The 25,202-nt window shown below is 43.2% G+C and carries 20 protein-coding genes and 1 pseudogene; 5 read left to right on the top strand and 16 right to left on the bottom strand.

What is annotated here, in order from left to right:
• Positions 1 to 254, bottom strand: a pseudogene (locus tag ACO1R6_RS05015) (chemotaxis protein CheC); the annotation flags it as partial.
• A gap of 646 nt (positions 255 to 900) precedes the next feature.
• Between ACO1R6_RS05015 and rplM the strand changes: the two are divergent.
• The 4 genes from rplM to tsf all read left to right on the top strand — a co-directional run bounded on the left by rplM (position 901) and on the right by tsf (position 3,568).
• On the top strand, positions 901 to 1,350 hold the full coding sequence (gene rplM / locus ACO1R6_RS05020) for a 50S ribosomal protein L13 (RefSeq protein WP_486262723.1): 450 nt from the start codon (positions 901 to 903) through the stop codon (positions 1,348 to 1,350).
• Between the two features lie 9 nt (positions 1,351 to 1,359).
• On the top strand, positions 1,360 to 1,746 hold the full coding sequence (rpsI, locus tag ACO1R6_RS05025) for a 30S ribosomal protein S9 (RefSeq protein ID WP_486262724.1): 387 nt from the start codon (positions 1,360 to 1,362) through the stop codon (positions 1,744 to 1,746).
• Positions 1,747 to 1,767: 21 nt separating this feature from the next.
• Entirely contained in the window at positions 1,768 to 2,541 is a 774-nt protein-coding gene (rpsB, locus tag ACO1R6_RS05030) for a 30S ribosomal protein S2 (protein ID WP_486262726.1), read from the top strand.
• Positions 2,542 to 2,734: 193 nt separating this feature from the next.
• Complete coding sequence (gene tsf / locus ACO1R6_RS05035) at positions 2,735 to 3,568, top strand: translation elongation factor Ts (RefSeq protein ID WP_486262728.1); 834 nt, start codon at positions 2,735 to 2,737, stop codon at positions 3,566 to 3,568.
• A gap of 77 nt (positions 3,569 to 3,645) precedes the next feature.
• Here the strand turns inward: tsf and ACO1R6_RS05040 are convergent, their stop codons facing one another.
• The 4 genes from ACO1R6_RS05040 to ACO1R6_RS05055 form a co-directional block, all read right to left on the bottom strand.
• Positions 3,646 to 4,779: an SHOCT domain-containing protein gene (locus tag ACO1R6_RS05040; RefSeq protein ID WP_486262729.1), complete on the bottom strand. Its 1,134-nt coding sequence runs from the start codon at positions 4,777 to 4,779 to the stop codon at positions 3,646 to 3,648.
• A 98-nt stretch (positions 4,780 to 4,877) separates the two neighbouring features.
• A complete protein-coding gene (locus tag ACO1R6_RS05045) occupies positions 4,878 to 5,120 on the bottom strand; it encodes a hypothetical protein (RefSeq protein ID WP_486262730.1) in 243 nt (80 codons plus the stop codon).
• Positions 5,121 to 5,302: 182 nt separating this feature from the next.
• Positions 5,303 to 5,842: a hypothetical protein gene (locus ACO1R6_RS05050; RefSeq protein WP_486262732.1), complete on the bottom strand. Its 540-nt coding sequence runs from the start codon at positions 5,840 to 5,842 to the stop codon at positions 5,303 to 5,305.
• A 146-nt stretch (positions 5,843 to 5,988) separates the two neighbouring features.
• Positions 5,989 to 7,791, bottom strand: coding sequence for a MutS-related protein (locus ACO1R6_RS05055; RefSeq protein ID WP_486262734.1), 1,803 nt, complete (start codon positions 7,789 to 7,791; stop codon positions 5,989 to 5,991).
• Positions 7,792 to 8,074: 283 nt separating this feature from the next.
• On the opposite strand from ACO1R6_RS05055, the gene ACO1R6_RS05060 reads away from it, so the two are divergent.
• Complete coding sequence (locus ACO1R6_RS05060) at positions 8,075 to 8,623, top strand: O-acetyl-ADP-ribose deacetylase (RefSeq protein ID WP_486262736.1); 549 nt, start codon at positions 8,075 to 8,077, stop codon at positions 8,621 to 8,623.
• 6 nt (positions 8,624 to 8,629) lie between these two features.
• Here ACO1R6_RS05060 and amaB read toward each other — a convergent pair whose 3' ends face one another.
• From amaB to ACO1R6_RS05115, 11 genes are all read right to left on the bottom strand, one after another.
• Entirely contained in the window at positions 8,630 to 10,195 is a 1,566-nt protein-coding gene (gene amaB, locus ACO1R6_RS05065) for an L-piperidine-6-carboxylate dehydrogenase (RefSeq protein WP_486262737.1), read from the bottom strand.
• Between the two features lie 171 nt (positions 10,196 to 10,366).
• The gene (locus ACO1R6_RS05070; RefSeq protein WP_486262739.1) at positions 10,367 to 11,884 is read right to left on the bottom strand and encodes a Do family serine endopeptidase; all 1,518 of its coding nucleotides are present in this window, start codon (positions 11,882 to 11,884) and stop codon (positions 10,367 to 10,369) included.
• 201 nt (positions 11,885 to 12,085) lie between these two features.
• A complete protein-coding gene (locus ACO1R6_RS05075; RefSeq protein WP_486262741.1) occupies positions 12,086 to 12,523 on the bottom strand; it encodes an Hsp20/alpha crystallin family protein in 438 nt (145 codons plus the stop codon).
• A 267-nt stretch (positions 12,524 to 12,790) separates the two neighbouring features.
• On the bottom strand, positions 12,791 to 13,603 hold the full coding sequence (locus ACO1R6_RS05080; protein WP_486262742.1) for a porin family protein: 813 nt from the start codon (positions 13,601 to 13,603) through the stop codon (positions 12,791 to 12,793).
• A 54-nt stretch (positions 13,604 to 13,657) separates the two neighbouring features.
• Positions 13,658 to 14,818, bottom strand: a complete 1,161-nt coding sequence (locus ACO1R6_RS05085) for a M20 metallopeptidase family protein (protein WP_486262745.1) — start codon at positions 14,816 to 14,818, stop codon at positions 13,658 to 13,660.
• Positions 14,819 to 15,075: 257 nt separating this feature from the next.
• Entirely contained in the window at positions 15,076 to 15,618 is a 543-nt protein-coding gene (locus ACO1R6_RS05090) for a sporulation protein (protein WP_486262746.1), read from the bottom strand.
• Positions 15,608 to 16,285: a deoxyribose-phosphate aldolase gene (gene deoC, locus ACO1R6_RS05095; protein ID WP_486262806.1), complete on the bottom strand. Its 678-nt coding sequence runs from the start codon at positions 16,283 to 16,285 to the stop codon at positions 15,608 to 15,610. The genes ACO1R6_RS05090 and deoC overlap by 11 nt, the downstream gene beginning before the upstream one ends.
• Complete coding sequence (gene secA, locus ACO1R6_RS05100) at positions 16,282 to 19,659, bottom strand: preprotein translocase subunit SecA (protein WP_486262748.1); 3,378 nt, start codon at positions 19,657 to 19,659, stop codon at positions 16,282 to 16,284. Before secA ends, deoC begins: the two co-directional genes overlap by 4 nt.
• A gap of 330 nt (positions 19,660 to 19,989) precedes the next feature.
• On the bottom strand, positions 19,990 to 22,251 hold the full coding sequence (locus ACO1R6_RS05105) for a family 1 glycosylhydrolase (RefSeq protein ID WP_486262750.1): 2,262 nt from the start codon (positions 22,249 to 22,251) through the stop codon (positions 19,990 to 19,992).
• Complete coding sequence (gene glf / locus ACO1R6_RS05110; RefSeq protein ID WP_486262752.1) at positions 22,238 to 23,428, bottom strand: UDP-galactopyranose mutase; 1,191 nt, start codon at positions 23,426 to 23,428, stop codon at positions 22,238 to 22,240. The genes ACO1R6_RS05105 and glf overlap by 14 nt, the downstream gene beginning before the upstream one ends.
• Before the next feature lie 50 nt (positions 23,429 to 23,478).
• Positions 23,479 to 24,729 carry a glycosyltransferase family 1 protein gene (locus ACO1R6_RS05115; protein ID WP_486262753.1) on the bottom strand — a complete coding sequence of 417 codons (1,251 nt, stop codon included), beginning with the start codon at positions 24,727 to 24,729 and terminating at the stop codon, positions 23,479 to 23,481.
• Between the last annotated feature and the right edge of the window lie 473 nt (positions 24,730 to 25,202).

Consider the following 25,202-nt stretch of genomic DNA (forward strand, 5'->3'; position numbering starts at 1 on the left):
TGCGCTTCGGTAAAAAGCATAAAGGTCTTCCCGTTCAAATCGCCCGTAATACCCGACCGAACCACAAAGTATATTTCTTCGAATTCGTCGATCACATCGGGTAAAACCTGTGGTTCAATAATTTTTACTTCCGGCACATTCAGCAACACGCCGGATTTAGAAAAATCAGAAAAAGAATCGGCTGCCCGGGCTAAACCAATGCTGATTATTTCCCGCAGCACATCTTTTTCCAACTCATTTATTATAATATACATCTTTAAAAAACTAAATTTCAAATCCTAATGACACAAGTTCATTGCTTTAACGCCATCAGCTACCCTGTATTTAAACGTAGGTATAAATACGAACACAATTTTAAAAAGTAAGTTTTAAACAGAAAAATATTTGAGCAACATTTTATTATTTTTAGCTGATAATCAACTATTTCAACCTACCTGTTTATCTGCTAAGCAAGCGCCGCAGTCATTTACATACAAGGTTACCGCAATTATACTTGCCCAAGCGCTGGTTGCCGTAACGTTTTTTTTCACCTGCAACTGGCTGGCCAAATGACGCAACCAATACAGCTATTGAAGTAATCTGGCTCAAGTCCAAACAAAGAAGAACTAATAACAGCAAAACTGATTTAATGTTTTTTCAGAAGCCACTCCTACGTATTTATCTTACCATCTTTGTTTTAATAAGTTATAAGTTGCCGCATTATTACTTAGAATATCAGCATTAGCAAGAACCAGAAAGGCTGTACCTTCCAAATAAAGAAAGGCGCCACTACAAATATCAGCATACTAATTTTTTAATTATCAGTCGTTTGTAAATCCAATAATTTACCTTAACTTTGCACCTCCTTTTCAGAATACCTGAACAGGAAATCATTCATTCATAACCATTTAACCATAAATAATGGATCATTTAAGTTATAAGACGCTATCAGTTAATAAGGCGACCGCTAATAAAGGTTGGGTAGTGATAGACGCCGGAGACGCAACATTAGGCCGGGTAGCCAGCCAAATTGCTAACATTTTAAGAGGCAAGCACAAAGCTTCTTTTACCCCTAACGCCGATTGTGGCGATAACGTAATTGTTATCAACGCGGTTAATTTACGGGTTACCGGTAAAAAATTAGACAACAAAGTTTTTGTTACGCACTCTGGATACCCCGGCGGACAAAAACATACTACCGTTCGCGAACTGAAAGCCAAATCTCCGGCTAAAGTAGTAGAAAGAGCGGTACGTGGTATGTTGCCCCGCACCCGTTTGGGTCGCGAGCAATTCCGCAACCTGTTTGTGTACGATGGCGCGGAGCACCCGCACGAAGCACAACAGCCTAAACAAGTTAAAATCAATTTATAATCATAATTAATGGAAGTTCTCAATACATCTGGTAGAAGAAAAACCTCGGTGGCGCGTATTTATATGACGTCTGGGCAAGGGAATATCACTATTAACGATAGAGATATAAAAGAATACTTTCCGAGCGAAGTATTACAAACAATCGTTAATCAACCACTTAAAACCTTAGATGCGGTTGGTAAATACGACGTACGGGTTAACGTAAAAGGTGGCGGCACCAGCGGACAAGCCGAAGCTATTCGGTTAGCCATTGCCAAAGCCCTTATCACAGAAAATGCCGACAGCCGTCCGGCGCTGAAGAAAGAAGGCTTCTTAACCCGCGACCCACGTATGGTAGAGCGCAAGAAGTTTGGTAGAGCGAAAGCAAGACGTTCATTCCAGTTCTCTAAACGTTAATATTTAAGGTGTATCAGAAAAATGGCTAGTACAACAAATTATAAAGAATTACTTGATGCTGGTGTTCACTTTGGGCACCTTACCCGGAAATGGGATCCGAAAATGGCTCCTTACATTTTCATGGAGAAAAACGGCATCCACATTATCGACCTGAACAAAACCGTTGCTGCGCTCGACGAAGCCGCTGCGGCAATCCGTCAGATTGCTAAATCAGGCCGTAAAATCATGTTCGTGGCTACCAAAAAACAAGCCCAGGATATTGTTGCCGAAGAAGCAAAACGGCTGAAAATGCCTTACGTTACCGACCGTTGGTTGGGTGGTATGCTTACCAATTTTGCTACCGTACGTAAGTCGTTAAAGAAAATGTCGACCATTGATAAAATGGTAAAAGACAACACCGCTTATGCTGCTATGGCAAAACGCGAGCGCTTAATGTTAAGCCGCGAGCGGGAAAAATTATCGCGGGTATTGGGTGGTATTGCTGATTTATCACGTTTACCAGCTGCTTTATTTGTAGTAGATGTTAAGCGCGAGCACATTGCTATTAAAGAAGCTCAGAAATTAAACTTACCGGTATTTGCTATTGTAGATACCAACTCAAACCCGGATTTAGTTGATTTCCCAATTCCGGCCAACGACGATGCTTCTAAATCTATCTCCCTGATTGTACGGGTAATGGGTAAAGCTATTGAAGACGGCTTATCCGAAAGAAAAGTAGACAAAGAAGATACCGAGCGTAAGCGTTCTGAAGAAGAAGGCATTGCTGAAAAAGTAGCTGCTGATTCCGGAGAATAATCTTTTATATAATAAAACTTTTAAAACTGAACATTGGAAATATTACTTCTGATGTTCAGTTTTTTTTAAACTATTAATTTAGATGTTGGATGCTGGATACAAAGTAGGGGGCGCTAGGTACTAGACCCTGGATTTAATATTCACAAAATCTAACTTTTAACTTTTCACTCATAACTTTAAACTAAATAAAAAAATGGCTATTACAGCACAAGACGTAAACAGACTCCGTCAGGAAACCGGGGCCGGTATGATGGATTGCAAAAAAGCACTTACCGAAGCGAACGGTGACTTTGAAGCGGCTAAAGATATTCTGCGCAAAGCAGGTCAGAAAATAGCCAGCAAACGTGCCGATAATGCAACGTCAGAAGGAGTTGTTCTGACGCAGGTAAGCTCCGATGGTACTATCGGTAAAGTAGTTGCTTTAGCTTGCGAAACCGAACCCGTATCTAAGGTAGCCGATTTCCAGAGTTTAGCCAAAGCTGTTCTGGAAGCTGCTGTTTCTACCAATGCTGCTACCAAAGAAGATTTACTTGCCGCTGCCCAAGCCGATGGTCGTACTTTACAGGACCACATTACCGATTTAATGGGTAAAATAGGCGAGAAAATTGATGTAGTTTCTTACGAAACCGTTACTGCCGACCAAGTAGTAGCTTACAACCACTCTAATGGTAAATTAGGGGTACTGGTAGGTTTAAAAAACACCAATGGTACTGATGTAACCGAAGTTGGTAAGGATGTAGCTATGCAAATTGCGGCCATGAAACCAATTGCTTTAGATAAAGATGGCGTAGATTCTGCTACCATTGAGCGCGAAATAGAAATTGGTAAAGAACAAGCCCGGGCTGAAGGCAAACCAGAAGCAATGCTGGAAAAGATTGCCATGGGTAAACTGAACAAATTCTACAAAGAAAATACTTTGTTAAACCAGGAGTTTGTAAAAGACAATTCTTTATCGATTGCCCAGTTACTAGATAAAACCAGCAAAGGCTTAACCGTTAGCGAATTTAAACGCGTAGCCATTGGTTAATTAAATAGAAATTATAATCTATAAAAAAGCCTTCTGGTATTCCGGAAGGCTTTTTTTATGTATTGGCGCTAAGTGTACTAATCAGTAATAAATTTATTCTCGAGTAATTGCTCCTGCCGGAAAAAAATAAGTCTAAAATCTTTGTCTACCCGGGCCCGCACCCGGGCCGTTGTCTCCTGCTTTTGCCCTTTCGATTTTCGGAAAGCTTTACCGTGCTCAATATAAGTTACTTCAAAACCGTTTTCGTCTTTGCTTACCAGCTTTATGGTTCCGTCTTCAATACTAGATTCACTGTCCTGAAACTCGGGGAAGTGGTAAGTATTAATATTTTCGTTAATGGCTTCGGGCGTAGTATTGGTTAACGTATAATACCGCTCTACACTGGGGGCAAAATGATTTTGCGCCGCAAACGGGGCCGCCTTCATATCGTTATAATAGGCTTGCAAACGATCTTTTATCCGGTTTACAGCTTCCTCATCGGTTACGCGGGCCACAGGCGCCGCCGGAGCGGGTGTAGTAGCCGGCGTAGCATTGGGTGCTTCAGCAGCCTGGTTATCGGTGGCAGTAGGTGTTGCGCCAGGTAAGGTAGTGGCAGCAGGCTCACTTCCCGGCACCGGGGTAGCAGCAATAGTATTGGGGGAGGTAGATTCGGTAGTCATAACCGGCTCGTTTTCTGCAGCAGTTTCGGTAGTTGCCGGTGTTATTTCTGTTTCAGCATCTGGTCCGCTGGTACTGGTAAGGCGTTCCGATTCGGGATTACTTAAAAGCTGATAGGCCACCAAACCAATAAGTAAAACGGCGCCTAACGAAATAAGAATAGTCAGAAGCCAATCGCGGCTTTTTACTTTTTGCAGTTCGTCGGGTTGGTTAAAGTTGTTTTCGTTTAAAACAGTATTCTCAGTATCGGGCGCATCGTAAACGGGTGTTTTACTAGTAGTTGTTACCCGTTGGTACTCGGGCGTAACCGGATTACCTTCTACGGCAACCGGCGGTATAGCTTCCTGCGCAGGTGGCGGCGGCACCAAATTTTTACGTTCGCCGGTACCAGGCGCTACGGGCGGTGTTAAAGGTACGGCTCCATTTCCGGATATATTATTTCCAAAAATAATTTTTCGTTTAAGAACCTCATACTCCTGCGGCGTTATGGCACCAGAATCAAGCAGGTTTTTTAATTCCTGAATAGATTTTATTGCCGAAAAATCATTCTCCATTAGTTTATATCCGGTTTTAATATTTTTGTCTTTATACTAAACCTTTTACGCAATAAAAAGAATAGCAGCTAAATTGTCTTACTTGTGTTGGTTTGCGCTTAATCTAAACGGGCCTGCGCCGCCTGTAAAGATTTCCCCATATCAGAGAAGCGTTCTAAAGCGGCATTTATAAATTCTTCGTCAATTAATTTTAGCAGGTCGGATTCCTGCAGAATATCCATTTCACTTACTTTAAAAGTTTGCTCCAGCGGCCCGCGCTCCAGTTTTATTAAATACTTACCGTTCCAGGCAAAAACTGTTATTTTAACCGCCGGGTGCGGCACTTCTGTAACTACGCGCATATTTATATTAATAAAATAATTAAGGATAATTAATTTGCAGTAAGTAACAGGCAAAATTATTTTGCCCTGTTTATTTATATAAATAATTAAAAGCTAACGCTTTAAAAGGTTATTACTTCTAACTTAAATCTAACAACTTACTTAATTTTCTAAAGCCAATATTTAAACGTCTGGCTGTCCGGTTAAATAATCTGAATGGTTTTAAGTTGCCGGTTTTTATTTAATTTATACGTTCGTTTCTGAAAGCCCCGGAATAATTGCCCTACTAGAAAAGCACTTAAACCACTCTGCGCAGTTACCCGGCCATCTTCGCGGTCTTCTGGCTTTAGCAGGTAATTACCCGCGCCCACTAAAAAAAACAAACCACCCGCTCCTCGTAATACATTACCTACCCCGGTTAATAGCCGGCCCGAATTGCTCCGTTGCGGTATTGTTATGCGGGCTATTTCGTTTAAAGGAATTTGGGTATAGTGCACCACAATTGCTTGCGGGGTGATAGCTGTTATTACGCCGGTGTAATCGTGCTTTTCGTTTGTAAGCCGGAAATTTATCCGGCTACCTACGTAAAATCGTAACCTTTTCACTTTCCCGGGTTTATCTAATACCAAATAATATTTCTTTTCCAGTACCGGATTATCAGATAAGGAATCGGTATCCTGAGCGGCGGCCCCGGTTAACTTACCTAACCACAAAAACAAAACCAAAAGTATGCATTTTGCCATATTTTAAAGTTTAGGTAACTTCAATTGGTATAGCTTACAGCTAATTCACGGGCAGCTATTTTTATTAAGTTTGGGCAGAAGCACAGCAAAAATAAAAGCTTACTTAAAGCTGCTATTTTTTTAGCCAGCTTTAACAAATACTTCATTTAGCTTTCCATTTCAATACCCATTAACTGCATAAGTTTACTCGCATTAAAGCTGTGGCACAGGCCCGGTTGCAGTTTATAATCAAACAATATTTTATCTTCTTCAATGGTACTGTTAAAACTGTAATTAGTTATGTACTCGGGGTGCTCTTGCTGCATGTTACCCAATTCAAGGTCGTGGGTAGATACCAGGCCAGCCGCGTTGCGTTTATGCATTTGCCGGATTAGAGCTTTGGCGCCGGCGTGCCGATCGCGGGAATTGGTACCTTTCAAAATCTCGTCTAATAAATAAAATACTGGTACGCCGGCAGCTGCCAAATCCAGGAGCAGGCGCAGCCGTTTTAGCTCCGCGTAAAACGATGACGTGCTTTCGGCCAGGTTGTCTTCGGTGCGCATGGCCGTGTACACCTGCATAGGATAAACCTTAAAATTACGGGCACAAACCACCGCACCCGATAAGGCCAGCACCATATTAATGCCTACCGTCCGCAAAAAAGTACTTTTCCCCGACATGTTAGAGCCCGTTATAATGGCTGTTTTACCTACGCCAATTGTCCGGAAATTATTAGTAATCCGTTGGGCTGTAAAAATTAGCGGGTGACCTAAGGCTGTTGCATCTATTTCAAAAGGCGCGTCACTTATTTCGGGTACAACAAACGTTGGGTTTGCGTACCGGAATGCGGCCAAACTGGCTAAAGCTTCCGTTTCGGCAATTACTTCCAGCAACTGTTCCAGATTGGGGGCCACTTGCTTTTTCCAGTTTTCGAGGCGGTATATCCAGAAAAAATCCCACATCAAAACGGCGTTCAACACAAAACTAATATACACATTCATGCGGGCCGATAAATATTCTACAATAGTAGCAAGCCGGTGAATTTGCGCTGATGCCGGTTGGGTATGCACTACTAAATCTTGCTGTAGTGTTTTTAACTTAGGGGCGGCGCAACTCCGGTTTTCCAGGTGCTGGAGTAAATCGCGGTAGCTACGCAAAACATCGTACATGCCACTGCTTTGCTCGTAATAATTATCGCGGTCGGTGGTGTATTTGTAGCAAAGTAAATATTGCAGCACCAAAAAAGCCATGGCCGGATAACCGCTACCACCGGCAAAAAAAAGATAAATAGCCGCTATGGTTAATACAGGTAAAATAAATACCGCTACTTTTAGCCAGGTTTTGCCCAGGTAAAAATCGGGGGCTTTTAGCCAGTCGAAGAAAGTAAAAGGCGCTTCTACCTGTTGTTTGTAATGCAGGGCTTTGGCCTGCAATTGCTGGCGCCAGTCAATATCCGGCGCTAACTCAGAGATAGCTTCCTGCCTGGCCAGAATTTCGGGAGCGGCTGCCGCTGCTTTTAACCAGTTGCCTAGTTTTTGCTGTCCTATACTGGTTACCGACCGGTTAAGTAACTGGTAAACAGAATGCTCGCCAAAAATATCCAAATCGGCGGTATAAGGGTGTTTAGCGTCTTTAAATTGCGCGCCCGGTGAGAATATTTGCAAATTACCTTTTAACCGCTCGGTTTCATCGGTATTAATATTTTTAAGAAACCGATTATGCCTTTGCAGATATTGCAGTTTTGTATGTTTTTTTAGTGCTACTAAAAAAATGATATAGGCCAGCACCAGTACCCCAAAGCCAAACAAATTTTGATTGGTATAAAATAAATACCCGCAAGTGGCGGCTCCAGCCAGAAAAATAGTTAAACGTAGCCAACCCATGGCCTGCGCCTTACTCTTATAACGTTCTTCTTCCTGCGCAAAACCCCGACTACGGCTACTAAATATTTCTTCCGGCGAATCAATCATATTATTTAAAATTATAGCGCCAGGGAAAATAAAAGCGCTTTACTTTATACTCTTTACCATCAATACTCATCTTTATTCCGGCCCCAGAATATTCCTAAAAATTAAGGTATGGCTGAATATTATGTAAGATTTGGTTTAAAGCCCAAAGTTAAAACCTTTATTTTTAAGGACGTCTAGGTTTAAAAACTCGTTTAAAGATAAAAAGCTATTTATTACCAGAAATTATAGCCGGCAAATAGCTTTACAAGTTTATTCTTTTAATATACTTAACCGTAAAAATAATATGAGCGAACAATGGCAAGAATTTATCCGGCCTGATTCCCGGCTGGTTTTATTCCAGGGTGATATTACCAAAGTAAAGGCCGATGTTATTGTAAATGCAGCCAACAGTTCTTTGTTGGGTGGCGGCGGCGTAGATGGCGCTATTCACCGGGCCGGCGGACCCGCTATTTTAGAAGCTTGCCGGGAAATCCGGAACCGACAGGGCTCCTGCCCGCCCGGCGAAGCTGTAATTACCACCGCCGGTAAGTTGCCCGCAAAAAATGTTGTTCATACGGTTGGCCCTGTTTGGCAAGGCGGCGAAAAAGACGAACCGCAAATATTAGCAAAATGCTACCGCAACAGCCTTAAGCTGGCTACCGAGCACCAGGCACAAACCATAGCCTTCCCGAATATTAGTACCGGGGTGTATGGCTACCCCAAAGATAAAGCCGCGAAAGTAGCGGTAGAAACTGTTAAAGGATTTCTAAACCAGGACGCTCGTTTGGCTTATGTTATATTTGTAGTATTTGATCACGAAAATTTCCGGCTTTACCAGCAATTATTATCCTAAGCCAGTTTAAATATCAAATTTTATACCTTGTGCCAGGGGTAGTTCGGTACCAAAGTTAATCGTATTGGTTTGGCGGCGCATGTATATTTTCCAGGCATCGGAACCTGACTCGCGCCCACCCCCTGTTTCTTTTTCGCCGCCGAAAGCACCGCCTATTTCGGCGCCGGAAGTACCAATATTTACGTTGGCAATTCCGCAATCAGAGCCCCAGGCCGATAAAAAGGTTTCGGTTTCGCGGATGTTGTTCGAAAATATAGCCGAAGATAATCCCTGGCGCACTCCGTTCTGAATAGCAATGGCATTCTCTATAGAACCACTGTATTTAATCAGGTACAACACCGGCCCAAAGGTTTCTTTCTGCACCGTGGGGTAATCGTTTTGCGCTTCTACCAGTGCCGGTGTAACGTAAGTACCGGTTTCGTACCCTGTGCCGGTTAATATTTGGCCACCGGTTAGCAAAGTACCACCTTCGGCCTGCACACTCTCAATAGCGTTTACAAAAGCCTGAGCAGCGGTTCTATCTATAAGCGGCCCTACCAGTTTATTTTCTTCCAACGGATTGCCAATCGGCAGATTCCCGTATACTTTAAGTAATCTTTCTTTTACCTCTTCGTAAATGGTTTCGTGAATAATCAGGCGCCGGGTAGAAGTGCAACGCTGGCCGCAAGTGCCTACTGCCCCAAATACAACCGCCCGGATAGCCATTGCCAAATCGGCGTGCGGTGTAATAATAATCGCATTGTTGCCGCCTAATTCCAGCAAAGCCCGGCCCAACCGCGCGCCTACGGCAGCCCCTACTTTTTTCCCCATAGGTGTAGAACCGGTTGCCGATACCAGTGGAATGTTTTCGTCGTGGGACATTAAACTACCTATGTGGGCATCGCCTAAAATTAAATTAAATATTCCTTCGGGCAATTGATTTTCCCGGAGTACTTCTTTTAAAATATGCTGACAGGCAATAGCCGTTAGAGGTGTTTTTTCGGACGGTTTCCAAAGGCATACATTGCCACAAACTGCCGCCAGCATGGCATTCCAGCTCCAAACTGCCACCGGAAAATTAAACGCCGAAATAATGCCCACAATACCCAAAGGGTGATACTGGTCGTACATGCGGTGACTGGCCCGTTCGGAGTGCATGGTAAGCCCGTGGAGCTGCCGCGATAAGCCAACCGCAAAATCACAGATATCGATCATTTCCTGCACCTCACCTAAACCTTCCTGCAGTATTTTACCCATTTCGTAGCTTACCAACCGGCCCAGAGCCTCTTTATGATGGCGTAATTTATTCCCGATTTGTCGCACAATGTCGCCGCGTTTTGGTGCGGGCACCTGCCGCCACGTCTGGAAAGCCTCTTGGGCAGTACTAACTATCGCGGCATAGTCGGTGGCGGTAGCCATCCGGACAGCGGCCAGGAGGTTACCATCTACCGGAGAATAAATTTCTTTTACCACTGCGTTATTATCGCTGCCCCAAACCAAACCGGTACTCCAGGCATTATTTACGGCTTCTATGCCTAATTCTTGTAAAGTAGCTACCGGGAAATAATTCTTAACTAAAGTAGATTGGCTCATGTTTTAATGGGCTGATGTATAAATATGCGAATGTGCTGGTTAAAAAAATGTGCTAATGTATTTACGTAAAAATTTAAGAATGTGGCAAAGCAGTAAAAGATTACGGGTAGGTTAGAGCAAAAAAAAGCTTCTGTAAAAATACAGAAGCTTTAAGCAATTTGTTTTGGCTAATTATCTGCGGCCAATGGGATAGTAAGCACGTCGGCCATCGGGATATACACCTTCTACCAGCACGCCTTCATCCTTAACGTTTTTAAGTATACGCTCTACATCTTGCGGCTTTTCTACTTTAGCTTTATCGATACGGGTAATGATAAAGCCGTCTTCCATGCCGGAACTTCTAAATTGGCTGGCCTTAATATTAGAAACTTTGGCCCCGCCATTCAGGTTTAATTTATTTTGTTCTTCTTTGGAGATTGGTTCAAATTTAGCGCCGGCCAGGGTTACAGCTTTAGCAACTTCGCGTTTTACCACATTGGTATCGCCGAGGCGGTTGCGCAAAGTGGCGGTAACCGTTTCGGTTTCGCTGCCGCGCACAAAAGTAACTTTAATTTTATCGCCGGGGCGGTAACGGGCTACCTGTTCTTGTAACTGGGCCGCCGTATTTACCGCTACACTATTAATATGAGTAATAATATCGCCTTCTTTCAGACCGGCCGCTTGCGCCGCGCTGTTTTCGGTTAATTTAACTACATAAATACCGTTCAGATTCTTGATTTTCTTTTCGGCCGCTAACGTGGCATCTACTTCTCGCATTTGTACGCCCAATAATGCACGTTGTACTTCGCCAAACTTTAATAAATCATCTACTACTTTACTTACAATAGAAGAAGGCACCGCAAAAGAATATCCCTCAAAAGAACCTCTCCGGCTGGCAATAGCGGTATTAATACCAACCAAATCGCCGTTTAAGTTTACCAAAGCGCCACCACTGTTACCAGGGTTTACTACGGCATCGGTTTGCAGAAAAGACTCAATACCTGTATTCTGGTTTTTCTCGTCTACCGCCTGAATAATACCTACACTACGGCCTTTGGCGCTAATAATACCAGCTGTTACAGTAGAGTTTAAGTTAAACGGATTACCTACCGCCAGTACCCACTCTCCTACCCGCAAGTTATCGGAGTTGCCGTAACGTATAGTGGGCAAATTATTCGCTTCTACTTTTAAAACTGCAATATCGGTGCTGGGGTCGGTACCCACTAAAGTAGCTTGTAGTTTACGCTTATCATCCAGCACTACTTGAATTTTATCAGCTTTATCAATAACGTGGTTGTTGGTTACAATGTAACCGTTCGACGAAATAATTACCCCTGAACCTGAACCTTCAGAAGGCCCTTGCTGCCGGTGATAATTTTCGAAATCGTCACCAAAAAAATCGCGCAGAAACGGATCCATCATGTCGCGTTGCCGCGAAGAACCGCCGCTACGTGCCGATTGTACGCCATACTCGGTCATGACGTGTACTACAGCCGGGGTAACTGACTCGGCCGCGGTAATAAAATTAAGGCCTTCCGGCACTTTTATATCGCTATCGCGCAATAAGCTGGAGTAGCGCACATTTTGATTTTGCAATTGTATTGGTTGTGTCTGTTCCTGGTCCTCCAGAAGTTTATAGCCTCCAATGGCCATACCGCCGCCCATAACAGCAGAAAGCACGAGGCCAAACATAAATTGTCTTGCTTTCATTTCTTTATAAATATTAATGGTGTTATTATGAAGATAAATATAATAATTCTTTCTAAAATTTTGTACCTGTTAATAGGCCGATGCTGCTATAACGACTAATATATTTTAATCGGTATATAATTTTTACAGCTATATTTTATTAACGGTACTAAAACAAAAAAGACGCCAAAATTTGCGTCTTTTTTGTTTTATTTCAAAATATTATTTTACTTCTATTTGGCGCTTTAATACCTTTTTCTCGTCTTTTGGTACTACTACATTTAAGATACCATTTTCAAAGTTAGCTTCAATGGCACTTGCTTCAATGTTATCGGGCAAGATAAACGACCGGCTAAACTGGCCGTAATTGGTTTGTACAAAATGGTACTTTTTTTCTTGCTGCTCGTGGTTAAACTTACGTTCGCCGGAAATGGTTAATTTACCTTCCTGAAATTCCAGGTTGATGTCTTCTTTTTTAAAGCCTGGCAATGCTACCTGAATTAAATATTCTTTTTCTGATTCAATAGCGTCGGCTTTGGGAATAAATTTACCTAAACCTGGCTTAGTGGCTGCGCCTTCGGTAAAAAATTTATCGAACAAAGAACCGTAAGTTTCAGGTAATCTATCAAGTAAATGCGGGTTTACAGTGGCTAATTTCATGACTTTTATTTCTATAGTTTTAAGTTTCTTTTTTAATACACTATCTATAGTAAATTTTGTACCAAAGCTAAAATGCACTTAAATCAGGCCAAAATGACGCAATAACTAAACCCAAAACACAGACAATGCGCCATAAAGTCATGAGGCTAAAATAATATTAAGCTAGCATTACTTAAACTAAAATTAATTACCATTTACAACCACCTGCTTTCTTTAGAGATATAAAATGGTTAAACTAATGATTCAGCAATAAAAGCTTCTGGATTATTAGCGATTGATTTTAATTGCCCGCGGGAAGGGTGTACCGCCTTTAAATAAGGTGTACCGCAAATCTAGGCCAATAATTGGGGTTATATAATTTTGATCGCCGCCCCGCCGGACAATAGTATTATCGGCATCGTATGCAGGTTCTATCACCAGGAAATCGGATTGGCGGGTAAAGAAGGGCGTGATAGCAATGTGATCATTCAGTGGGCATAACACCTCCAACCGTAACCGAGCCCGATCTACCCAACGATTAATATCTTTTAATTCCGGGTTGGGCGAATAATCTAAGTTAAAGAAAAATTCATAAGCTATTCGGGGTCTTAGGGTGCGTTTCCCGACCTTAAAATCGTGGTCAATATCGGCCCGGAGGCGCACCCTACCGTAAGTAGGGCGCCCCCATTGCACAATATGTTCGAACGAAGCCCGCTGGGTAAAACGTGTTTGCTTAATAGTACCCAGGTGCCGCAAGTATACTTCGTTAAATAATATTTTACGGGTACGTTCAACGGCGTAAGCTTCGGCAATACCGCCACTCCAGTGGTGGTTAAACATGTGCTCAAAACCGGCTCTAAACTGCCAACGTTCGAGCACTTTTAAAGGCCCGTTTTCCCGTACCTGGTTAAAATCCGGATCGAAATTATGGCGGTACTGGTTCCGGAAATATAAGTAGCTGGTACTTTTAAAAACGTACTCTAGCTGTAATTCGGGCCACGCTGCGCCACTCCGCTGCACACGGGTCTGAGCTTTTCCTTCCTGGGCAAAACTTACCAAACTGCCAATACCGAGTAAGGCAATTACAAATCGTGAAATCATACCTTCAAACGCCGCTGGCCAACAACTGATTTCTAAAAAATTATTTATTCAGGCTTATTTATTTAACTCCTGTAAAGCCAACCAAGCCATTAAACCCATACCAGTTTCCAGAGAATCTTCGTCTACGTCAAAAGTTGGGGTATGCACCGATGAAGTAATGCCGCGCGCTTCGTTGCGGGTACCTAGCCGGTAAAAGCAAGCATCTACTTGCTGGGTATAATACGCAAAATCCTCGGCGGCCATCCAAATATCTAAATCTACCACGTTCTCAGGGCCTAAAAAGTCTTCGGCAGCCACCCGCATACCGGCTGTAAGTTCCGGCGAATTTTGCAGATAAGGATAACCATTCCGAATATTAAACTCACAACTACCACCCATGGCTTCCGCCATTTGTTCCGCCATTTTTTTCATTTTAGCATGGGCTTCTGCGCGCCAGGGTTCGTTCATGGTCCGGAATGTACCTTCTATTTTTACCTCATTTGGTATAACATTGGTAGCGCCATTGGCAATTACTTTACCAAACGATAAAACCGTTGGTATGCGCGGACTGGCGTGCCGGCTTACAATTTGCTGCAAGGCCACAATTATATGCGCGGCAATAACCACTGGGTCGATATTTATTTCGGGCATGGCACCGTGACCACCCTTACCTTTAACGGTTACATACAATTCGTCGGAGCTGGCCATGTACATACCCGACCGCACCCCTACTTTACCGGCAGGCAGCATTGGAAAAACGTGTTGCCCAAAAATGGCGGCCGGAGCCGGATTTTGCAGTACCCCTTCTTTAATCATAAGCGAAGCGCCACCGGGTATTACTTCTTCGCCGGGCTGAAAAATAAGTTTAACGGTGCCTTCAAAATCATCGCGCAATTGGTTTAAAATACGGGCAGTTCCCAGCAAAGAGGCCGTATGAGCATCGTGGCCACAGGCGTGCATTACACCTTCGTTTTTAGATTTATAAGGTACTTCGTTCTGTTCCAGAATAGGCAAAGCATCCATATCGGCACGTAAAGCCACGGTTTTTTTATCGGGGTTTTTACCTTTAATTAAAGTTACCACGCCGGTATCGGCCATAACTGTTGGCTCCAGACCATACGCTTGTAATTGTTCCTGTACAAAAGCAGCCGTTTGATGTTCCTGGAAAGATAATTCGGGATTAGCGTGTAGGTGGCGCCGGATAGCTACAATATCGGCAGCATAATTGGCTGCCATTTGTTTAATTGCCTCTTTTAGATTGGCCATACGAAAATGAATATTTTTTTATTAGGATGTAGTACTAAAAATATGCCTGGTTAAAACCTGATTTCTGGTTTAGGTACGAAGGGAATAAATTTTTATGGAGGAGAAAAGCGAAATTCAATATTTTTTGTATTTACCCGAAAACTGATAAAGTTTAGTTACTAAAATGTTGGTATTGGCAATATTATATCGGTAAAACAAACCGTACAAAAGATTAATCCTAGCTATGATTATTTAACATTTATCTGGTCGGCAACAATTATGGCGCTGGGAGCTACATCTTTAATCCGGAGCAAAACTTGTTGGGCCTCTATTCTACTAAAATAATCGCCGATTTTTAACCGGTAAGTAGGCTGCTTGTATTGCAGATAATCTTTTTCTTCGGGTACCCGCCGTACAATTTCGTTCCGGATATCCATAGCTGCTTTCCGCTCAATACCAGAATAAGCCAGAATGCGGTAACCTTCGGCGTACCGGATACTTTTATTCATAATGGTAGCCGTATCGAGCAGAGTCGTAACTTTGGCATTGGCATGGCGGGTGGGCATGTTACCCGTGTTGGTATTAGTAGCAGGAGTTGCGGTATTATTACCCGCTGCAGCCGGTATATTAAACTGCGGCCGGTATTTACTTAAATCTTCGGCAGCGGTTTCGGTGGTGCTGCCCCCCGTACGATTGGAAGTACTGCTGCTACTGCGCCCGGCACTGGCACAACCAACCCCCAAAAACAGGAGCAACAAAAAAAATATAAAATTATAGTATTTATTTCCCATTCTGCATAAGTTTTATTCCGGCAGAAGTGCCAATCCGGTCGGCCCCGGCTAAAATAAGTTCGGTGGCAAAAGCCAAATCCCGGATGCCTCCGGAAGCCTTTATCCGGATATTATCGGGCAGGTTATCGCGCATTAATCTTATATCGGCTACCGAGGCTCCTCGTCCCGCAAAACCCGTTGAAGTTTTTACAAAATCTGCTTCGGCTTCGGCACAAATCCGGCAGGCGTCTACAATTTCGTCTTCTGATAGTAAAGCCGTTTCAATAATTACTTTTAGCTCGGCATTTTTAAAGTGACATAAAGTAGCCAGTTCGCCAATTTCGTTTTCTACCTCGGCATATTGCCCCGATTTAAAAGCCGCAATATTCATTACCATGTCTATTTCGGCAGCTCCGGCGGTAATGGCTTTGTGGGCCTCAAAAAACTTTACTTCGGCCGTTTGGTAACCCAATGGAAAACCAATAACAGTGGCAATTTTTACTTCCTGGCTACTAAGTACCTTAGCAGCTACTTTTACAAAGCAAGGCGGAATACATACGGCCGCAAATTTATACTTCTCAGCTTCTTTACATAAAGAAATGATCATACGCTCATCTGCGTCCGGACGCAGAAGCGTATGATCAATATAAGCTGCTATATTATTTACCGTTTTTATAGGTTTATTTATTCAATAATCACACAACGATTATTGGTTACGTCTTGTTCTACGTTTTTAAACTTAACATCCCGTACCACGCGGCCATCATTATACCTAACGCTAACCTTATCGTTACGGCCAGCTACTTTTTGGGCCCGCACCGGCATAACTTTTTCCGGTTCTGCGGCTGGTATGCCATTGCTGCTACTGCTGCCATTACTTCCATCTAAAGAAGAATGTGCTTCTTCTTTCTGCAACTTAAGCGCAGGTGCTTTGGGCTGCGGCCGGGGTTTAACTTCCTGTACTTCTTCCGGTTCCTGTACCGGTATGTCGGCCCGGAAAAGGAAAGAAATTGTTTCCTCATTTACTTTGCCAATCATCCGTTTAAATAACTCAAAAGATTCGAACTTGTAAATTAGGAGCGGATCTTTTTGTTCATAAACGGCATTTTGTACCGACTGTTTCAAATCGTCCATTTCGCGCAAGTGCTGGGTCCAGGCAGTATCGATGGTAGAAAGGGCAATAATTTTTTCCATTTCCCGGATTAACTCTTTACAATGGCTCTGAACCGCTTTTTGCAAATTGGCTACTACGGTAATTTGTCGGCGACCATCAGCAAACGGCACGGCTACATTCTGAATAATATCGCCCCGGTTGTGGAATAAATCAGAAATAATCGGGAATGAATGCTCACCAATCTGGTTATTTTTAGCGATATAATTTTCCAGGGCTTCGTTATACAGGCGTTCGGTTAATTGCTCAGGCTGTAAACGTTGCATTTCCTCGTCGGTAATATTGGTATCAAAACCAAAAACCCGGATAATATTCAGTTTAAAGTCATTGTAATCGCCGCTACCTTTATGATTTAGCGAGATATCCTCGGCCGTGTCGTAAATCATGTTCCAAATATCGAGTTCCAGGCGCTCGCCGTACAAAGCATTGCGGCGGCGGCGGTAAACTACCTCCCGCTGAGCATTCATTACGTCGTCGTACTCGAGCAGGCGTTTACGGGTACCAAAGTTATTTTCTTCTACTTTCTTCTGTGCCCGTTCAATAGAATTTGAAATCATAGAGTGCTGAATTACTTCGCCTTCTTCCAGACCCATGCGGTCCATAAGGCGGGCAATCCGGTCGGAACCAAATAAGCGCATCAGGTTATCTTCCAAACTCACGAAGAACTGCGAAGAACCGGGGTCTCCTTGCCGGCCGGCACGACCACGCAACTGGCGGTCTACACGGCGCGATTCGTGGCGTTCCGTACCAATAATGGCCAAACCACCGGCAGCTTTCGATTCAGGTGTTAATTTAATATCCGTACCCCGACCGGCCATGTTGGTTGCAATAGTTACCGTAGACGGCTTACCGGCTTCGGCCACAATTTCGGCTTCGCGTTGGTGTTGCTTGGCATTTAATACCTGGTGCGGAATTTTACGCATTTGCAGCATGCGGCTTACAATTTCCGAAATCTCTACCGAGGTAGTACCCACCAGTACCGGACGACCCGCTTTGGTTAGTTCTACAATTTCTTCGGCTACGGCATTAAACTTTTCGCGAACGGTTTTATATACCTTATCGTGGTGGTCCTGGCGCTGGGTAGGCCGGTTGGTTGGAATTACCACCACATCGAGTTTATAAATTTCCCAGAATTCGCCGGCTTCCGTTTCGGCTGTACCGGTCATACCGCAAAGTTTGTGGTACATCCGGAAGTAGTTTTGCAAAGTAACCGTGGCGTATGTTTGGGTTGCATCTTCTACCTTCACGTTTTCTTTGGCCTCAATGGCTTGGTGCAAGCCATCGGAATACCGGCGACCTTCCATTACCCGACCGGTTTGCTCATCTACAATCTTTACTTTACGGTCTTCGGTGAGAATATATTCTACATCGCGCTCAAATAAAGTATATGCTTTTAAAAGCTGGTTAATGGTATGAATCCGCTGCGATTTCTCGGCAAAGTCGTTCATCAGCTTTTCCTTGCTGTGCAGTTTATCTTCGTGCGAGAACCCGCTGTTATTTTCGATGTTGGCTAATTCGCTACCAATATCGGGCAAGATAAAGAACTGGGGATCTTCGCCCTGACCGGTAATCATATCAACGCCTTTTTCGGTTAGCTCAATGTTGTTGTGCTTTTCGTCGATGGTAAAGTACAGCGGTTCATCGGCTTCCGGCATCTGGCGGGCATTGTCCTGCAGGTAAAAGTTTTCGGTTTTCTGCAAAATGGTGCGTACGCCAGTTTCGCTCAGGAATTTAATAAGTGGTTTATTTTTAGGCAAACCGCGGTAAGCCCGGAATAAAGCCAGACCACCTTCTTTGTCGTTGCCTTCTTTAATGAGGCGTTTGGCTTCTACCAAAAAATTACCTACTAATTTTTTCTGGGCTTCTACCAGCATCGAGATACGGGGTTTCAGCACGTAGAACTCGTGTTCATCGCCGCGCGGTACTGGTCCCGAAATAATCAAAGGCGTACGGGCATCGTCAATCAAAACCGAGTCTACCTCATCGACCATGGCAAAATGATGTTTGCGCTGTACTAACTCATCGGTGTTGCGCGACATATTATCGCGGAGGTAATCAAAACCAAATTCGTTGTTGGTACCATAAGTAATATCGGCCTGGTAAGCGCGCCGACGGGCATCGGTATTGGGTTGGTGTTTATCGATACAATCGATGGTAAGGCCGTGGAACTCAAATAAGGGCGCCATCCATTCAGAGTCACGTTTGGCCAAATAGTCGTTTACGGTTACTACGTGTACCCCACGTTTAGCCAGAGCATTTAAGAAGGCGGGCAAGGTAGCTACCAAAGTTTTACCTTCACCGGTTGCCATCTCGGCAATTTTACCCTGGTGCAATACAATACCGCCAATTAACTGCACATCGTAATGCAACATATCCCAGGTAACTTCGCTGCCGGCCGCAATCCATTTATTATGCCAGGTAGCTTTGTCGCCGTTTATCTCTACGTTAGATTTGCGACTCGCAAAATCATGGTCCAGGGGGGTAGCCGTTACTACCAATTGTTTATTTTCTTTAAAGCGGCGGGCCGTTTCTTTTACAATAGCAAAGGCCTGGGGCAGCACTTCCATTAAAACGGTTTCCAGGTCTTTGTTGCGCGTCTTTTCCAGCTCGTCTATCTGGTTAAACACCGCTTCTTTCTGCATAATATCCAGCTCCGGATTATCGGCAACCTGCTGGTGTAGTTCTTTTATTTTATTATCAATTTCGGCCAGACGCTCGTCTATCTGGGCTTTAACGGCTGCGGTACGAGCCCGCAAATCATCGTCGGAGAGTGTAGCAAGTTTACTATATTCCTGATTTATTAAGCTAACGTAAGGCGTAATCTCTTTTATATCGCGCTCAGATTTTGTTCCGAACACTTTGGCAATGGTTTTTCCGATAAAATCGAACATTTCTTATCTACTTTAGAAAATTATGATAATCGTCAAAAATACGTTGTTTTTCCGAATAATTCTTAAGAATTCGGTTTAAAACAACGTATGAGCGAACAAGTTATAAATCCTCAGCATTATTAATCATAACAACGCTAAGCTTTATACGGATATTTACCCTTAAAACGATGTTGGCTATAAATGAATTCCAAATTTTAGGGCAAAGATTATACCTGTGTTTTAAAATACGGTACTATGCTTATAATTACTGCCAAAATTTCCTAAAAAATAATGCCGGCGTAAGTAAGAATTTTACATACGTCGGCATTATTAATAATTTAGAACCAATATTTAATTGGTTCCGGTATGGGTAGATTGGGAAATATTATCCAATTCAGGCTGCGGTAACTGTTTTCCAATCTGGCTTCTCTCGTGTTGCATTTGTAATAAAATATCGTGTACACAACGATACAAAGCTTCTTCTACAGTTGGCATTAAATCGGCTTTTATACTGGTTAATACTGAGTTTCTGGGCCGGTAAGCCGGCAAACTCAATTCTGCAACCGGTAGCTCTTCCAAATCGGGGCTTTCAATCCGGGCAATTTCAGCAATTAAACGGGCCAGTTCGGCCCAGGTATAAGCGCCTTTATTGGCCAGGTGCCAGATACCACAAGCATCGTCGATGAGCAAATCCAAAGCCGTATTTACTAAATCCGGCACAAAGGTAGGCGCAATGGCTACATCATTGGCCACCGTTAACCTTTTACCTGACACAAAGGCATGCAGAGCCTGGTACACAAAATTGTGTTTATCCCAAATACTAAAGAAAGCGCTGGTACGCACTACCAAAGCGGCAGGTAATATTTGTAATACTTCCTGCTCGGCCAACATTTTACTGCTACCATATATATTACGCGGTTGCGGAATATCTGCTTCGGTGTAGGCCTCTGATTTTTCTCCTGCAAATACCAAATCCGAAGAAAAGGTAAGCAGTTTAATTCCATATTCCTGACAGTTGGCAGCCAGAATTGCAGGGCCATCGGTGTTTTCGCGATAACACTGATTAGGTTCACTTTCGGCCTCATCTACCCGCACGTAACCAGCCGCGTTAACAATAGCCCATGGCCGGAACGACTGAATAGCGGCAGCAACTGATTCTTGGTTAGCAATATCTAGTTCCTGCCGATTCAGGAGTTTATACCGCAAGCCCCGGTTTCGGCAAATACGCGCAAAAGCCTGGCCCAACGTTCCAGTAGCTCCGGTAATTAAAATAGGTGGTACCTCTTTGTGCGGATGCTGCGATTGATGTTTGATAGAACGGATATAGCCGGTTTTATGCTTATACACATATCTTTCTTCCCGATCCCACCAACCTCTGGTACCTAAAACCGGATGTTGGTAAGCGCCGGTACAGGCTAAACTTGTAAGCATAGCCACCATAGCCGTTGGCCGGGGCTCACCAGACCGTAAATCAAATACGCCGTTTTCGTAAAAGTTACGTTCTTGGGTAAGTAAGCTGTTCCAGTCGAAAGCACCCAACAAAGCCCAGGCTGTTACTGCTTCCAGGTTAACATCCTGCGCTTTTAAGGTTGTAGCCACATCCCAAATTTCTTTAAACCAACGCATTTGCTCTTCGCGGGTACAGCAAATATGGGCTTCGGTAATGCTTATGGGTAATTGATACCGCTCCCATACTTGCTGGAGCAGGTTCTGAATACCTATGCGTTCTACCCCCTGCACGCGTACAGTTTCAACATCAGCATATTTATGCCATCCGTTAGAACCATGGGTATGCATTGGATAAGCAATCAGGTGTTCGTCTAAGTAGCGCTCGCTGGTAATGTAGTGGTTTATACCAATAATATCGGGAGGTAGTGGACTATCCACCAATAACAGCAGTTCTTGTTCGGTTAAACCAGCTTGCTGTAAATAATTCCAGAGCGGATGCTGGGGCGTTACTTTACCACAGAGTAAATCGAAGGAAAGCCACCGCCGGTTATTATCGAAAGTAGCTTGGTAGGCTAAAAGAGGTGTACTTTGGGTTTGCCCCAGGTCTTCGGTCTGGACTAATTTAGCCGTTGGATTTACCTTCCGGATAGCTTCCATGGCTAATTTAGTACCCAGCACCTGGTTATACAAGGCCCGTACAAATTGCGAATCGCTTTTGCCGTGCGGATACCAGAGGCCATATAGACCACTAAAGCGCGCCGTAGTTAAGGGCTCGTTAACCGGGGTATAATATTTAACCCACGGGTAACGGGCGGCTACCAGGCCGGCAAAAGTAGCCAAACCTTCGGCAAAATTATCACTTACTAAGCTGGTGTAGGCCGGACCACTTCCGTGGTGGACCAAACCCACAATTGGTTCTATGTTTAACTCCTGTAAACGGGATAAGCGCTCATCTGTCCAAGTCCAATTGAGGTTATCCAGGTTTTCGGGAGCAATTTGCTCCCAAAGTACCGGATAACGCAACTTCTTTATACCCAAGGCGGCAAATAAATCCAGATCAGAAAGGCGGCGGTCGTGCCCGCTACGGCTTAACTGATTAAAGTACTTATCGCCTACCCGATTGTAACTGCACTCAATCCCTCCCCAAAGTTCAACCTGCTCCATTCGAACTGATTTTGATGGAAGATCCGTTTAGCGACGACTTGCCCTGCACTATTTTCTCTATCTCTGCAATCGTCTTATCTTCTTCAACTTTCTCAGTTATTTTTTTATACAACGTTAAAGCCTGGGCCACTACCTGGTCCATGTTATAATACTTATAGGTGGCTAAGCGGCCTACAAAATGCACCCCTGGCGTTTGATCGGCCAGTTTTTTGTATTTGTTATACAATTCAGCATTTTCGGGCCGGGGTACCGGATAATATGGGTCACCGTCGGCTTGCGGATACTCGTATACCACACTGGTTTTTGGATGCTTCTGACCGGTTAAATATTTAAACTCGGTAATCCGGGTGTACGGCTGCTCATTCGGGTAATTTACTACCGCTGTTGGCAAGAACGTTTCGGTATTCAGGGTTTCGTGTTTAAATTCGAGCGACCGGTAAGGCAGCTTACCAAATTTATAGTCGAAATATTCATCTACCGGACCGGTAAAAATCATTTCTTTGTAAGGAATTACATTCATGATTTCTTTGTAGTCGGTATTGAGCATGATTTTAATGTTCGGGTGCGACAGCATGTTCTCGAACATTTTGGTAAATCCGTGCAGCGGCATTGCCTGGTAGCTATCGGTAAAATAGCGGTTATCGCGGTTGGTGCGGGTTGGTACGCGCGAGGTTACCGATTTATCCAGCTCCGATGGATCCATGCCCCACTGTTTACGGGTATAATTGCGGAAGAACTTTTCGTATAATTCGCGGCCAACTTTACTTACTACTACGTCTTCCGAAGTTTTAATAACCGGTGTCGATTCAGCTACCGACTCAAACCAATCTTCTAATTCAAAAGAAGTTAAATTTAAGCCGTACAGCTTGTTTATGGTATCCAGGTTAATCGGAATAGGCACTAATTGTCCGTCTACGCTAGCCAATACCCGGTGTTCATACGAGCGCCAGTCGGTAAACTGTGATAAATAATCAAAGACATCTTTAGAATTGGTATGAAAAATATGCGGACCATATTTGTGAACCAGTATGCCTTCTTCGTTATAATGGTCATAGGCATTACCGGCAATATGCGACCGTTTGTCTATGATAAGTACTTTTTTATTAGATCTTGTGGCAAGACGCTCTGCCAACACACTACCGGCAAAACCAGCTCCGACGATTAGGTAATCAAACATATTTATATACGTTATAATTTATTGTTATTTTTCTGTTTAGTTAAAGGTAATTAGTTAAGCGGTGCGCTCTTTTCAGTTAAGGATATGTGCATCAGGCAAACCATGTTCTGCCAGGTAATGTCCCAGGAAATACCCGCCAGGAAATCATCTGTTTTGGTTTGCCATTCCACATCAGTCCGTTGGGCCAAAGCTTTCTCTATGGCAGCTACAAAATCATCGGGCGTATCGGCTATGTGTACCAAACCAAGCTCGCTGTAAGGCCGCACCACATCTTTTATAGAAGTAGATACCACCGGTTTGCCAGCTGCCAAATATTCGGGTGTTTTGGTAGGACTAATAAATTTAGTTGATTCGTTCAGGGCAAATGGTAACAGGGCCACATCCCAACCGCTTAGGTACAGCGGCAACTCTTTATAATTTTTACCGCCGAGGTAATGAATATTTTCGGCTTGTGGCAAAATAGCCGGATCAATTTTTACTACGGGGCCAATTATTACAAAATGCCAGTCGGGCCGTAGGGCCGCTATGCCGCGTAATAATTCAATATCAAAACGCTCATCTACTACGCCGTAAAAGCCAAAACGCGGATGCGGAATATTCGCCTGGTCGGCGGGATCCGCAATAGTTTGGCGGGCCTGGGCAAAATGCGCTTTATCAATACTGCTGGGGAAAGCATAAACCTCTGGGTGGTGGTCTTTTTTAGCTTCGTAAATGCTTTGGCCACCGGTAAATACCAAGTCTGCCAAACCAAACATTTCGGTTTCCAGTTCGCGCAGCCGCGGCGGTGCCCCTTTAAATGCCGACAACTCATCCATACAATCAAAAACGGTTAATACCGGCTTTAACTGACGGGTTATCTCTAATGCCATGGGGGTATAATACCAAAGAATAAAGCGGTTTAAATTTCGTTCGGCAAAAAAGGCATTAATCAATTCTATTTGTTTAGCATCCGATTCTTGTGGTGTTAGCCCATTAGGCAAATGAGCCACCACAATATTTATATTACCGCCCTCACGGGTAGTTAGCTCTAAACGGGGTTCGGCGCCATCATAAAAATATGGCTCCTCAAAATAGTACAAATTACTATGCTGCGAAAAACGAGTTAATAAATGTTGCGGTCTTTGGAATACAAAATCCCAGCGTAAATGCGACATACAAACAACATCTGGCATATCGGCTAAGAAACTTTGAATATTATTTTTTTGAGCAACTGGCGCTTGGCTAAGGGCATTTTCAGCCGATGCCGCGTCTGAAGGTAAGTTGGTGTTATTGGCCGTATGGTTTTGGTCAAATTTTAGCATAGTAATTTTAGTGTTTTTTAAAACCTTATATATAATTTATTAGAAATTATACGGAAAAAGATGTAACTAAAACCAGTTAGGTAGGTTTAGGTTTTGCTTACAGAAGAGTTGTACGGATTATTAAAAAAAAGGCTGTAAAAAAAATCAAATTATCTTTGGATTTTTAAGCAATATCCGTATAAGCCTGAAAAAAAGATAAGTATTTATACTAGTTTTTACCGTAACTTAAGATTAAACCGCAATTGCATTAGTTAAATTATAAATTATAGGCAGGCACCAGTAGCTTAGATAAATTAATAGTAATACAATTTTATTAACAAGAGTTAATTCCTAACAGACTTATCTTAATTTATTTACAATGCTTAATATAAAATTAATATTAAAATAATTACAAAATATAAGCTAGCTGCTATAATATAATATATTTAATATATTGTAGCCTTCTGTTTTTATATAGAAAGAATTTTGTAAAG

Source organism: Adhaeribacter sp. (genome assembly GCF_057359045.1).